We start from the raw sequence: 14,693 nt of genomic DNA on the forward strand, positions 1-14,693 counted from the left end.
GGGACAGGACTCTTTTTTGCCGCTTCATCGTTAAAAATAAGCGCTTAGAGTGACTAAACTTATTATTTTTAACATCGAATCGCCTAAAAAATAGTCGCTGTCAGTGCCATGGTCGAATGTTCAACACGCCCTAATCAAATTGATAAACTAAATAATAAAAATAGGAGTAAGCATGTCTAGCTCTACGATTACACAAGCCATGATTTTGGCTGCTGGCAAGGGCACACGTCTGCGACCATTGACATTAGATACGCCCAAGCCTTTGGTTCAAGTAGGTGGACAGCCACTTATTGTCTGGCATATTAAAGCACTACAAGCCGCAGGTATTACCGATATCACGATCAATGCGTCATGGCTGGCGGATAAGCTGATGGATACCTTGGGCGATGGCTCGCAATATGGAGTCAAACTACATTGGTCAGTAGAAGGTGATGAGCCGTTAGAGACGGCAGGTGGCATTTTTCAGGCATTACAGTCAGGCAAGCTGCGAGACGAGCCATTTATTCTCGTCAACTCTGATGTTTGGACGACCTATGATTTTGCTCAGTTGCGAGACTATACACTAGGCGCGGATCAGCGCGCGCACCTGTTGTTGATTGACAATCCAGAGCACAATGATGGTGGTGATTTCGCTATTAATAATGGTCTTGCCAGCGAGCAGCCAGTTGGCGATGCGGACAAGTTTACTTTCGCTGGTATTAGCGTGATGTCTCCGACGTTGGTAGAGGGATTGGTATCAGGACAGCCTGCCGCATTGGCACCACTACTTAAGCAAGCGATGATCAAATTCCAGATTACTGCTGAAGTGATTACTGATAACTGGATCGACGTTGGTACAGCTGAGCGCTTGGCACAAGTGAATGAATTTATTGAAAAAAACGATATCGATAATCATCAAGGTCGAGTAAATTCATAAGATAAGCAAAAATACACTGGTAAACACAAAAAAGCAGCGTTGATCGTTCAACGCTGCTTTTTTACACAGATGATTTCTATATCTTGTTCAATCTTTACCAATAGAAATGAAGAGTGAATACAAGGGCTGATAAATTGAGCGCGTAGCACATAGGTAACGACATTGTCTGATAACCGTATTGTCTGATAACCGTATTGTCTGATAACCGTGTTAAATGCCCATTGCCAGCTTAATCAATTGGGCAATCGTAAAGATCGTCAAAAATCCTGCGGCATATAAGCCCAAAAACCAAGCCCATTGTCTTTGCTTTTTACTCAAATGTTTTTTACTGAGATTTTTCATAAAGACCTCTTATCTGACAAATTGAGCACAGGTGCCACAAAAATGTGTAGCACCTGCTTATCTCACTACTAGCTGCTTGTCATTTACAATAACTAGTACATATGTTCGTGATCAGTTTTGCCCTTGAACACATAGTACGCATAAGCAGTATAACTTAAGATGATAGGTAACATGATTACTGCACCCACCAGCATAAATGATAGCGATGTATCGGCAGCCGCCGCTTCATGTAGCGTCATCTGATAGGGCACGATATAAGGGAACATCGCCACACACACCCCAATATAACCCATCAAAAATAGCGCGACAGTCAATAAGAAAGGACGATATTCACGCTCTGTGGTCAAATCTTTACGCATAATAAAGAATAATATGAGTGCAATAATCGGCATCGGCGCTAAGTAAGGTAAGCGTGCTAGTGTGAACCAATTCTCAAGTGCTTCAATGTCTGAGAAGTACATAAAGATCGTCACGATAATCATTGCGACAACCAGTGCTGACAATAACCACCCTGAGATTTTTCTTGCCCAAACCTGCAAGTCATGCTCCGTCTTTAAGATCAGCCACGTCGAGCCTAATAGCGCATAACCAATGATGACCGCAATACCGCTGACAATCGAAAAGGTCGTGAACCAGTCAAAGGGGCCACCCGTGAACAGACGGTTACTGGCGTCAAGACCATGTACCAACGAGCCAAGCATCACCCCTTGAAAGAATGCAGCAGTGATTGAGCCAACAAAAAACAAAGAGTCCCATATGTAGCGATGCGTGCTAGATTTGAAACGAAACTCAAACGCCACGCCACGCAAGATCAGACCAACCAGCATCAAAAACACAGGCAAGTAAAGCCCTGTCATGATGATGCCGTAAGCGACTGGGAAAGCTGCGAATAGACCGCCGCCACCCAATACCAGCCACGTCTCGTTACCATCCCAGAATGGGGCGATAGAGTTCATCATGCGACTACGGTTTTTGTCCGAGCCTGCAAACGGAAATAAAATACCACAGCCTAAATCAAAGCCATCAAGCAGGACATAAATAAAGACTGCAAGCGCAATCAATCCACCCCAAATTAAGGGTAAGTCTAATACATCACCGAAATTAAACATTAGCGTAACCCTCCATCATCGATGTCATCTGCTGGTGTGTCGATATCTTGCTTGGCAGTGTGACCAGCAGGATCATTATCTCCGCTCAGCGTACGACCTTGACCTTCGGTTACTGAATGCTCGTAGAAATTGTCTTCGGCAGGATCGGTATAAGGTTTTGGCCCTTGACCAATCAAGCGCAAGATATAAAAGCTACCTGCACCAAAAACAAAGGTATAGACGATAATAAAGCCGATCAATGTAGTGGCAACCTGTTGGGCTGCTAAGGGTGACATACTTTCAGCTGTACGGATTACACCATAGACTGTCCATGGCTGACGCCCTGTTTCGGTGACAAACCAACCGGCAAGTAGCGCGATAAAGCCAAGCGGCGTCATCATCATCCATGCACGGTGGAACAGCTTGCTGTCAGGATTGAACTGCTGTTTTTTGAAGTATTTATAGACACTAAATAGACCCACAAGCACCATTAACATACCAATGCCAACCATAATACGGAAGGCCCAAAACACAATAATAACGTGTGGTTGGTCTTCTGGTGCCCAGTTTTTGAGACCCTTCACTTCACCATCTAACGAATGAGTGAGGATCAAACCTGTGACATAAGGGATTTTTACTTCGTATTTATTGGTTTGATTTTCTTGATCAGGAATCGCAAAGAGACGTAATGCTGCCCCGCGCTCATCTTCCCAGATACCTTCCATGGCTGCGACTTTGGCAGGCTGATGCTCAAGCGTATTTAGCCCGTGCTCATCACCGATTAATACCTGCGCAGGTGCCACAAAAATCGCCATGATCATCGCCATGCCCAACATCACGCGGCCATGTTTTCGGTGTTCGATGTGCTTTTTGGATTGTAGATAATAAGCACCAATACCACCAACCACAAAAGCAGTCGTCAAGAAAGCAGCGGTCATCATGTGTGCGTAGCGATAGGGAAATGAGGGATTAAAAATAATCTCAAGCCAGTTGGTTGGATAAAGCAGACCATCAGCACCGACCATGAAGCCTTGCGGCGTCTGCATAAAGCTGTTGGCGGCCAAGATCCAAAACCCTGAGATCAACGTACCGATAGCGACGGTTGCAGTGGCGACAAAGTGCATGCGCTTACTAACGCGGCCCCAACCGAAGAGCATGATACCCAAAAAGGAGGCTTCTAAGAAAAATGCAGTCAGTACTTCATAAGCGAGTAGTGGGCCTAAGACGTTACCCGCCTTATCTGAAAAGACTGCCCAGTTGGTCCCAAACTGGTAAGACATTACCACCCCTGAAACCACACCCATACCAAACACCACGGCAAATATTTTTACCCAGTGTTTATAGACTTCCGCAAAAACAGGATTGCCTGTTCTTAACCAGCGAAACTCAAGTACGGTCAGCCAGCTGGCAAGTCCAATAGAAAAAGCGGGAAAGACGATATGAAAAGAGACAACGAAAGCGAACTGGATGCGCGCGAGTGTCAGCGCATCGAGCTGGTCAATCATAAACGTAGCGAACATAAACGGTTACTCTCATCTGTTAGCTGAATAGCGCTGGCTTCCGTACAACGCTTAAGTAACTGTCCGTAACTGTACATAAATCAAGGTGACAAAGATTACGGGCAATGGCTCAGTGACGCAAAACTCTACTTTAGCAACATTAGGCATAAATTGTGGTTAAGCTTGCGATTCACTGTTTAGCTGAATTGAATAATTTATGTCCCTATAAATTCATATATTACAGTCATGTGCTGTATATATTATGCGCTTCCCTAGATAGTGACGCAACCTGTGCGGTTAGACAGCTGCATACCTAGGAGTCAGAAAAACAATCATAAAACACCCTTGAAAATAAAATTAACTTTATGAATAACAATGACTTGGGAATAGCGAGTATTTTTTTATAAAACATCTGTTCTGTTTATTACTTGCTTTCCCATGCATTAAAATGTTCCCCAATAACAAAAACATACATCATTCTTGTAACTGTTTATGCAAAATCCGTCGCAGTGTCAAAATAGTTTGTGGATTGGTTTGAATACTATGACCGCCATTGATAACTGTTTCAGAGGCGGCGCCATCTAGGTGAGCACTGGTATAGGGAACAATGCCATCTGATAAACGTTGGGTTAGGGCCTGACTGATATTTTTATCAACAGTGACGGCAGCGACCAGTGGCTCAGGAGGCAGCTCTGATGTGTCATCTGACACGCTGACACTTGCGCGCTCGTCTTTAGCGTCTTCTTCTAGCGCTTGCGATAAATCAATTTTGGCACCGTCAGGCTGTGCTTGAGCCAACCCTTTGGTAATATCAGCATCATTGTTGGCAATAATTGAATGATAAGTCACACGGCTATTAATCGTCAGATCTTTGGTTAATTCGATAAAAGAAGATTTGTCACTGAGCTGACTGGCACCGTTTTGCAAATACAAAGCGCCCAACGGGTTTTGTGCCAGATCGCCTTGCGTGGCAATCGTTGCCAAGTTGTCAGTCACTGTTTTTACCAAACCGACTGGCAGATAGACAATGCGGCGCAGCGCCCGCGTAAACCAGCGATCGGCATAATCTGTGCCACGAAATGGCGCAGACAAAAATACGGCAGTGTCTACTTGGGGCAATGAGTGAAGCTCAAACCGTTTTTTTAATTCCTTTTCGCCAAAAGATTCTTTGAGGGCGTCGCGTATTTGCCGCTTTTCACTGTTTGAGAGAATGTCTTGGTCATCCAGTCGGTCTAAGTCTTCAACCAGATTTTCATCGGATAGCATCATACGCGCGATGAGCGCGCCCATACTGTGGCTGACAATCACGCTGTTTTTACTGGCGCGATTTTGTCCTGTTGGGTCCGTCTGCTCGTAGGTAGTATTGATTAATTGCTGAATCTGATAGCGGTTTTCTAAAATAGGCAAATTGGTTGGATAAAATATTTGCCAAACCTGGTAATTGTCGCGCAGTTTGTCATCATTGAGAATATCGTTGGTGAGATTGACCCATGTGGCTGGGCTAGAGGCCAAACCATGTAGCATAATGATGACACGCTTGTCAGGGTCATAAGGTTCGAGCATAAACAGTTTGGGTAGACGAGCATCTGGCTGGCGTGTGATGAGGTTCAAATAACCCACACTATCCAACTGGTTTTCTGCCAGCCACATTCCATAACCTGCTGAGAAATTGGCTGCTAACGGATAGTTATCGTTAAGAATATTGACGGTTTCAGTTTGATATGGATTGTATAAATGGATATCGAGCTGGCGACTGCTCAGCACATCCAGCACGCTATCACCACTTGGTTTGATCAAACCAGTCAGCAGTAGATGACCCGTAGGATAAATGCGTGAGCTTGGCTCGCTATCCTTTGTATTGTCACTTTCATTGGATAATCGACCCGATAATGAGGACGCCAATAATTGGCGAATCGTGGTGGTGTAACGATCATCGAGAGAAGCGACTAAGCTGATACCTAAACCGGGACGTTTGCTAACAGAGTTCAGCCCAGAGAGACGTAGCTCGTAAGTAGAAACTAAGTCAGCAAGCGCAGAGTCTTGTTTATGCGCATTTTGCAAATAGTTGTTTTCATTGGGCAAATAGATGCCGAGGTCATAATCATCTACTTGTACTTTCATGACCTTGACTTGGTCGATCGCTTTACCTTTTAGCGGGGCTCGGTTGGCAATCGCTGCTTGATCGCTACTATCGCGCTTGGTAGAAGGGACGGTTAAGTATTCTACTTTTGTGCCATTCATCAATTTATCTGAGTTTTCGGTCGATCGATAAAGCTGCGTGATGACATCATTGCTGGCAGCGTTGTAGATATCTTGGGTCTGAATATCGTTGTCAGTTGGGATGCGGGTTTGCGTGTGAGCACTACTATAGCTTTCATCAGCACCCTCAAAATCATGAGTCAGACTGTCATAAAACAAATAGGTATAGCTATATTTAACCGCATCAAACAGTCTGTCCTGATAAGTGTTTAAGCAAAGATTGGTCTCTTCTTGCTGCGTTTTGGCATCGTCGTCGCTCAAAGGCGCATTGGCATAGTATGGGTCAAGTGGTGGACGGGCAAGTGCATTGCGGCAGTTTTGTGAGTCAGCAAGCTGGCGCGCTTTTGCGTAGTGCAGTTCTGCAAAAATTGCCAGTGCAGGTCGATAGTGTTTATTTAAAATACTGTCCGTGAGCTGAGTCAAGCACAAGTCGAATTGCTGCCTACAAGCTTGCTCATCAAGACCTGCTGATAGCAAGGCAGATGCCGTATCGCTACTTAATTGATTATCAGTGACGATATTACCGCGCTGTGCTGAGATGGTCTTGGCCGATGCTTGTTTTTCCACCGAGACGACACTACAGGCTGGTAACAGCATTGCCGCTGTCAATAATGCGACTGAGGCGATAGGCCGCATTTTTTTATTGGCTTGCGTTACCGTGTTTTTGCTAGGGCTAGCAGAAGTCATAAGTCAGTCCGGTAAAAAAAGTAGTTATGAGAAAATCAGCAATGGAAGTACTTTTGGTTATAGTAGAGTTTAGCGTAACTTTTGATATTAGACTATTTTATTTGAAAGGTTATAACCAAGCGCTATATATCGAATGACTTTTTCAATTGATGGTTATTGTTTTGAGATACACTTAAATTTTTGGTTAAAAAGGGCATTTATTTAGACAAAGAAAAAAGAGGTAAAGTAGAAAAAGATGAGGCTCTGTGCAGGCAGGTTTCTATTAGGCACAAAAAAGCCAGACACAAAAAAGCGCCTTTGCTTTATATTCATAAAAACAAAGGCGCTAGGTATTCTAAGGCTACAAAATTATTTGTTTATCTTTAGTATAGACAAACAGTGCCAATTTAGGCACCTGGTTTGACATTGATATCTGGTGCAGGGATGTCCCAAATGTAGAATTTGCCATCTTCCACCAGTTTGATTTGTTGAGGAATCACGGTGTTGTTAGGGTATTTTTCTTCAAGACGACGTAGGCGCTCTAGGGCGCTGGCACGGCGATCACTGAGTAGATCTGACTGTGCCAAGCTTTGCTCTGCTTCGGTGTAGCCAAGAGAGACCGCTCGATCTAGATATTTTTGGCCTTCTTTAAACCCGCCACCTTCTGATAACATCATGCCATATAAGAAGTTGGCTTCACCGCTATCTGGTTGAATTTTGATGGCACGGTCAACATACTGCCCGCCGCGTACCGTGTAGTCTGAGCCCAAGTCTAGATTACGACCCATACCATTTAGCTTGGCTGCGCGAATCAATACATCGTAAGACGCATTTGGTGATTTGGCATAAGGCTCGATCCAATCAGCCAATACTTTGATTTTTTCGCGAGTATAATGGCGCTGAGTGCGGTTAGGGAAGTTTGGTGGATAGTGACGAGCATTCGGTGAGACGTCTGCGATGAAATCATCAAGCAAGCTTACGTCAAGTTTGTCAGTACCTAGGCCTTTTTGTTGTGGGATCAAGACGGTTTTGATAAAGCTCACATCTGAAAGCTGTACTTGTGGCGTTGGAATATTTGAGAGCTGACCACTGCGCAGATCAATACCAGTCGCAGTCATCGGGCCTGGCTCATAGACGCGAGTGGTACCGCTGATCACAGGGGCGTTAGCTGGATTCATCATTTGCGATGCTGGTGGCTGAGCGGCGCTGACAGGTACACGGTTTGGTTGAGTACTGTTTGATTGCATCATCTGCGCTGCCTGTGCCGTGCTCAAAGGCGTACGGTTAGGCTGAGTGTTGCTTAACGGCATCATTGGCTGAGTATTAACTGACTGAGCGCTATTAGCAGGCGTAGCATCTGTTGTGCTTTGAGCTGTGCTAGTCGTTGCACCTGGCCTTGCTAGACGAATCACGCGTTTACTGGAATCTATAGCGCTCGGTACAGCAGGTGCTGATGTAGCAGCAGTGTCAGCTTCTGCAGCATTCACAGGCGCAGAAAGCATCATTGCACAGGCGGCCGCGAGCGCAGTCAAGGTTGCAAGCTTTGGCGACTTGGAAGACGCGCTATTAGAGAGAGTTGCTTTCATAAAAATCATTACCTTATTTAGTCGTTATTCATTGATCGGCTGATAATCAGGATATATGTTTGCTGCAAAATCGTACAAATTTTTAATACCCTAGCAAATTAAGCTTTGCGCTATCTGTGGTAGGATTGTTAATCGCTAGCGTTGAGCAAATCTAGCAGCGTTAGTTAGACCAGCTATGCCATCGACGAATTTATTATGTTTACCTCTACAAATGATAAGCGGTCGCCTTCATACGGTTGGCCATCCAGCGCATCGTCTGACGTACAGGTGGTGACAACGCAGCGCCGCCACTTGCTAGTGCCAGCTCCCGATGATGCAGTTCCTCGATATCCATTTGAGCCAATATCTCTTTTGAGCGCTGATCATGTTCGGGTAGTTGACTGATATGATCTTGCAGATGCTCGCTAACTTGTGCTTCTGTCTCCGCGACAAACCCCAGACTAAACTCATTTGAGATGGCACCTGCAACTGCCCCTAGGCCAAAAGACATCCCATACCAAAGTGGCGTAAAAATACTGGCATGACTACCCAGCTCATTTAAGCGCGTCTCGCACCAGACCAGATGATCGACTTCTTCTTCAGCAGAGTTCTGCATGGCTTGCTTGACGCCACTGTCTTTCGCAGCAAATGCTTGTCCATGGTAGAGACCTTGCGCACACACTTCACCGGTATGATTGATACGCATCAGTCCTGCGACATGGCGCGCCTCGGTGATGGTCAGTTCAGGAATCTCGTCACTACTCACTGGCAATGGGCGAGTACTGGGGTTTGAGTTTGGCACGACAGCTCGTAATGCTTTGTCGACCCCAAGCAATAGCTGATCGATTTTGGATAAAGGACGCAGGGCCATGGTTCACTCCTGATGGCATTAAATTCTATCAATAAAATAAGACTAGTGACTGCTCTAGGGCAATATTCCTATGCACAGCTCTTATGTACATTACTATAGCAAACAATCCAAATTATCGGCATCAATATTATTACCTTGATAACGCATCGATTGCTATCGTTATTTAAGCTCGATATGGCTTATTTATATAACCACTTCATCATTGGTTTGGATAACCGCCTGTTTGATATGCCTATTTAGCTTAAGGTATAAGAAGATACCAAAAGCAATATTGAGCAAACCTGTTACCAAAAATAGCTGCGGCAGACTTAGCCCTAATGCATTTAAGATGACAATCGCAAAAATCGCTGACGTGACCATAAATATCGCATTGAATATGTTGTTGGCACCCACGATACGCGCGCGATGGCTCTTCGGCGCATAGGCCTGCATTGAGGCGTATAAAGGCACAATATATAAACCGCCACTGAACCCCAATAAGAACAAATCAGCAAAGACGCGCCAGCTCCCACTGACACCAAATAAATCACTGATGCCAAGCAATGTGTCATTATTCACATTTATGTTTAGGCTTGAAAGTGAAAAGTACAAATCAGTAGCAAAGATACTCAATCCAGCAATACCAAAAGGCAATAGTCGTAGGCTGACCTGGTTTTTGGTCAATGATTTGCATAGGAGCGAACCTATCGACACGCCTACTGAAAACAGGGTCAATAGAAAAATCACGACCGACTCATCACCATGCAAAATGACTTTGCTGAACTCTGGCACTTGAGTCAAAAACGTCGCCCCATAGAACCAAAACCAGCTGTTGCCAAGAATGACAAAAAACAAAAATGGTAGAGAGTAGAGATAGCGCACCGTAGACAAGCTGGTGGTGATAATATTCCAATTAACCTTAAGATCAGGCTGCATGGCTGGCATGTTAGGGATATAACGTGCTGCTAGATAACCCAGCACAGCAACGACCAATACGGTGGCGCTAATCCAATACAACGAGTGTGATAGCTGAGTTAAGATACCAGCGACAATCATACCAACGAGAATAGCCAGAGAAGTGCCCATTTGAAACAGACCGTTGGCACCGACCAGCTCATCTTCTTTCATCGCCTGTGGTAGATAAGCGTACTTAATCGGTCCAAAAAAGGTCGAATGCGTGCCCATCAAAAACAACGCGACAAATAAAAGGGTGTACCATTCAAAAACAAAACCAACCGCAGCGATTGCCATGATGACCAGCTCAAGCACTTTGATAAACTGCGTGAGCTTAGATTTTTCATACTTATCAGCGATTTGTCCTGCCAATGCCGAAAACAAAAAGTAGGGCAATATGAATAACATCGCGGCCAAATTGTTTAAAATACTGACTTCGACGCCCAATTGACTGGCAGCGGTATAAGTCAGAACCAGTATGAGTGCTTGTTTAAAGATATTGTCATTAAACGCACCCAAAAACTGGGTGAAAAACATGGCGCTAAAACGGCGGCGCTTAAATAGCTGAAACTGATTGGACATGAACGTTCCTACAGATGAGACGCGGCTGATAAAGTAAGAAGAGGCGCTGAACGCAGCTTATAATGCGATAGCAATCATCAATATCATCAAAAACTTATCGAAATACAGCATAGGTTTTATCAATATTAAGCCGTATAATAGCAAGGCTTAGGTAAAAATACATGAAACCTGCGCTATGATTTCATAATTAACTAAGTTATGATTTGTAAATTTTATATGGTTGCATTAAAAGGTGCGAGCGACGGTAAAGGTGAAGGCTTGCTATCAATCAAGACAGTTTGTATGGTGTCACCCATCGAGTGCTGAGATTTAATATGCGCTAGAGACTTCCATCATGACAAGCAACGTAGTAAACCATTAATTTCAGCCCACTGCTATAAGTTTATTCACCGGTCAGACTTGGCGATAATCAATCGTTAATAATAGTATGCCGCGTGAAGGGATAGGACGTAAATATGACACAGCTGTCTTCAACTCGAGCACGCCACCTATCAATGAAGCAGCGTAGCCGAGCAAATATTCAACACAGTACCAATATTCAACCTTCTCCTACTGACGCATCGCGTATTCGTTTTAAGCGCTCCGCGCTCTGTACAGCGCTCGCCACCAGTCTGGTTAGTATGACAACGGGCGCATTGGCGGATACTGCCACGACCAATATCGCTGATCAATCGACTGGCAATCCAGTCGCTAATAGCCAAGCGACTACTAATACATCAGGCACACTATCAGACGATGATACCCAGCTCGATGCTGCCCTAGATGCACTACGTCTAAAAAAGGCAGTAGAGCAAGGTGTTATTGATCAGTCGGTCTTGGATGACTATAGCGAACAAACACTAGGTATCAAAAAATCAGGTGTTAACTCGCCATTGTCTCAGAATGACAGTGCCCGAAATAATAATCAGAATAGTGGCCTGCAAGATTCAAATCGTTTCGACGAGGATATGTACGTAGAAGGCATGCAGGCAGATCTATCTAACGATGATTTGTTGCAGCAAGCAACAGCGATACAGCAGCAAGGCTATCAGATGATGACGCCTGAGCAGATTGATCGTGAGCTGGCGGCGCTCGATTTGCAAAACGCTCAAGATATCGACAGCATTAACAATGACAGTGCTTTTGACGCGCCAATTGCCACATTGAACGACACAGCGCCGCCCATCGGCTTAGATGTTGACTTAGATGCGACCAACTTGCCTATGCCTAGCAATCTTGACACACTGGGTAGAAGTGAGGCCGTAGCAGAACAGGCAGCCACAGCTGAAATTATGTCACGTCCCATTAACGTGAGTGACTCTGTCAGCAGTGGCAATGTCAATGCGGCAAATGGCATTAATGATGAGATAATAGCAGGTAATAGCGATATAACCGATGGCGGTAACATGCCCTCAGATATGATTGATCCTGAAGACTACCTACCGGATTATCAGAATGATACTCAGGCCGTCAATCAAAGCATCGAGCAAGCTGACCAGTCAAAACCACTTGCACGTAATAAAAGCAACATTGTCAAGCGTCTCTATAATCGCTTTTTCAATGGTGGTGTGATGGCGTTACCAAGTGTGGAGACCACAGTTTATATACAACAAGCTGGCGCCGAAGACACGGCAAATGGTCAACCAAAACTCATCAAAGCTGACGACGATATTCAGCCAATGAAAAACATTAAAGCGGCCCTTGATGATACGACAGTGCAGTCGGTCATTGATTTTACCGCAGCGCTACCACGTTTGCGTCAAACGGCATTGGATGCCGCCAAAGCAGTGGGTTACTATGATGTGACGCTTAGTCTACGTCAGCCTACGCGTGATACGATCAATGTGGTTATCGAAGAGCTGGGCGAGCCTGTTATTGTCGATAGTCGTATCGTGGATATCCGCGGTGAGGGCGGTGAGCAAGCAGAGTTTGTCGCGCTTGAAAAAGAATTACCGCCGCAAGAAGGGGATGTCTTTAATCATCGTGTCTACAAGAGTAGCAAAGCCGCGCTTGAGTCTTTGAGTAATACCTATGGATATTTCGATCAGTATTGGTTGAACAAATCTGTCGATATTATCTTACCCGACAACAAAGCGGATATGTCTTTGGTCTACAACACAGGCGACCGCTACGAGTTTGATGATGTTGTTTTCTTTACCTATGACAAAGAAACCAACACGCTGACACAAGACCCTGACAAACTCCCAGTAGAATTGTCGTTATTGCAGCAGTTGTATGAGTTTGCGCCGGGCGATCCATTCTATCGTCCGTCAGTGACAAAGTTTAGTAATGACTTATCAGCGACTCGCTATTTCAACACTGTCAACGTTGAATCAATATTACCGCCAGATGACCGTAGTGAGACCAGTACACTGGCATTTGACAACGCGCCTGCCAATAGCAATGCTATATTGGATGAGGATGTTGATAATGATGGCATCTCAGATATGACTGGAGATAATGCTACTCTAGCAGCATCCAATAATCGTTTGGCTAGTACAGAAGATACGGGTAGTAGTACTGGCGTAGAGCGTGAAAGTGCGCTTGGCAATGGTAGTGGCGAGACGGTCAATGAAGCTGATATTGCTGCTATCGAGTTTGAGGTTGATGAAGAAACGCTTGATAAGCTACAAGCCGTTAAGCAAAAAGCAGAGCGTCTAAGCCGCCTGCCGGATGACCGCGTGTTGGATGAAAAAGACCAAGAAGCGGATAGCTTATTAGGCAAAATCAGTGACTCTATCAGTAATGTGGCTCAAAAAATATTCCCTGATGATGCAGACTTCACCGTTGATGAGGATTTCGTACCGCCAACGCTGGCAGGACGTAAAACACCGCAAGACGTTGCCACAAGCAAAAAAGTACCGTTGTATGTCTTTGTATACGCTGATAAGCCGCGTGATGCTCAGGTTGGTTTGGGTTATGGTACTGACACAGGCGTGCGAGCAACCGCCAAGATCGATTATAATTTGCTTAACCGTCAGGGCTATCAAGCAGGTGCAGAAACCGAAGTGTCCAGAATCAGCAAAAACGTTGCTGTTTATGCGAGCCGTCCTTGGAATCATCCACTCAATGATAAATTGGATGGGCGTCTGACTTATGAAGAAGAAGTCATTGACCAAGGCAAAGGTAACTTTGATTTATCTACCACCACTTTAAAAGCGGCTTTGGCACGTAATATTCGCCGTGATAGTGGTTGGAATCGTAGCTACTCTATGCGTTATCGTTTAGATGAGCTAGAGACTGGCGTTGACGGCGCTGCGCGGGATGATTTACCTATCCGCTTTACCTCGTCAAACCCCAAGCAGCAAGCATTGCTGTTTGGCTATGGTATGAATAAAACCGACACGGATAGTGCGACCAATCCAACGCGCGGTATGCGTCAGTATTATTCGATTGAAGCAGGTGCTGACAAAGCGCTGAGTGATACTGATTTGGCCATCGTGCGTGCTGGTGTTAGCGGTATTTATAGCTTTGGCGATGACGAAAAACATCAAGTGCTTGGTAGTTTGAATGGTGGTTATATTTGGGCAGATGATTTTTATGACGTGCCTTATAAATTGCGCTTTTTCGCAGGTGGCGACCAAAGCATCCGTGGCTATGATTACGAGAGCTTATCGCCACTAAATGATAAAGGCTATCTGACAGGCGGGCAAGTACTAGCGGTTGGTAGTGCAGAGTATAACTATGAGTTCAAACCGGGCTTTCGTGGCGCATTTTTTACCGATGTTGGTAATGCGTACGACAAAGACTTTGATGCTGAAACCAAAGTTGGCGTCGGCGTCGGTGTGCGCTGGGCCTCTCCTGTCGGAATGGTGCGTGTCGATGTCGCTGCAGGGGTGACAGAAGACAATATTCCTGTGCGATTACATTTCTTTATTGGCTCACCGTTGTAGATGCTCGCTTTATCAATGTACAAACAGACTGCCTAAACCGTTTTATTCATTACTTATCGTACCGATTGCTGGTCATTACTTTTTAACGTAGTTGAGTGTC

Annotated in this window: 9 protein-coding genes; 2 read left to right on the forward strand and 7 right to left on the reverse strand. The window is 45.0% G+C overall.

Annotated elements, in window-relative coordinates:
* Positions 1–172 precede the first annotated feature (172 nt).
* Positions 173–916, forward strand: coding sequence for an N-acetylmuramate alpha-1-phosphate uridylyltransferase MurU (gene murU / locus BTW00_RS08055; RefSeq protein WP_058024217.1), 744 nt, complete (start codon positions 173–175; stop codon positions 914–916).
* Between the two features lie 210 nt (positions 917–1,126).
* Here the strand turns inward: murU and BTW00_RS14195 are convergent, their stop codons facing one another.
* From BTW00_RS14195 to BTW00_RS08085, 7 genes are all read right to left on the reverse strand, one after another.
* Entirely contained in the window at positions 1,127–1,258 is a 132-nt protein-coding gene (locus tag BTW00_RS14195; protein ID WP_256714037.1) for a hypothetical protein, read from the reverse strand.
* A gap of 92 nt (positions 1,259–1,350) precedes the next feature.
* Positions 1,351–2,367, reverse strand: a complete 1,017-nt coding sequence (gene cydB, locus BTW00_RS08060; protein ID WP_075106975.1) for a cytochrome d ubiquinol oxidase subunit II — start codon at positions 2,365–2,367, stop codon at positions 1,351–1,353.
* Positions 2,367–3,866: a cytochrome ubiquinol oxidase subunit I gene (locus tag BTW00_RS08065; RefSeq protein WP_075106976.1), complete on the reverse strand. Its 1,500-nt coding sequence runs from the start codon at positions 3,864–3,866 to the stop codon at positions 2,367–2,369. Before BTW00_RS08065 ends, cydB begins: the two co-directional genes overlap by 1 nt.
* A 453-nt stretch (positions 3,867–4,319) precedes the next feature.
* Entirely contained in the window at positions 4,320–6,791 is a 2,472-nt protein-coding gene (locus BTW00_RS08070) for a triacylglycerol lipase (protein WP_075106977.1), read from the reverse strand.
* A 386-nt stretch (positions 6,792–7,177) separates the two neighbouring features.
* Complete coding sequence (locus BTW00_RS08075; RefSeq protein WP_075106978.1) at positions 7,178–8,356, reverse strand: lipopolysaccharide assembly protein LapB; 1,179 nt, start codon at positions 8,354–8,356, stop codon at positions 7,178–7,180.
* A 205-nt stretch (positions 8,357–8,561) separates the two neighbouring features.
* Entirely contained in the window at positions 8,562–9,200 is a 639-nt protein-coding gene (gene coq7 / locus BTW00_RS08080; protein WP_218609014.1) for a 2-polyprenyl-3-methyl-6-methoxy-1,4-benzoquinone monooxygenase, read from the reverse strand.
* A 189-nt stretch (positions 9,201–9,389) separates the two neighbouring features.
* Complete coding sequence (locus BTW00_RS08085; RefSeq protein ID WP_075106980.1) at positions 9,390–10,721, reverse strand: MFS transporter; 1,332 nt, start codon at positions 10,719–10,721, stop codon at positions 9,390–9,392.
* 455 nt (positions 10,722–11,176) lie between these two features.
* On the opposite strand from BTW00_RS08085, the gene BTW00_RS08090 reads away from it, so the two are divergent.
* On the forward strand, positions 11,177–14,593 hold the full coding sequence (locus BTW00_RS08090) for an autotransporter assembly complex family protein (protein WP_075106981.1): 3,417 nt from the start codon (positions 11,177–11,179) through the stop codon (positions 14,591–14,593).
* The last annotated feature ends 100 nt before the right edge of the window (positions 14,594–14,693 follow it).

Source organism: Psychrobacter sp. C 20.9, from assembly GCF_001921765.1.
Lineage (GTDB): Bacteria > Pseudomonadota > Gammaproteobacteria > Pseudomonadales > Moraxellaceae > Psychrobacter > Psychrobacter piscatorii_B.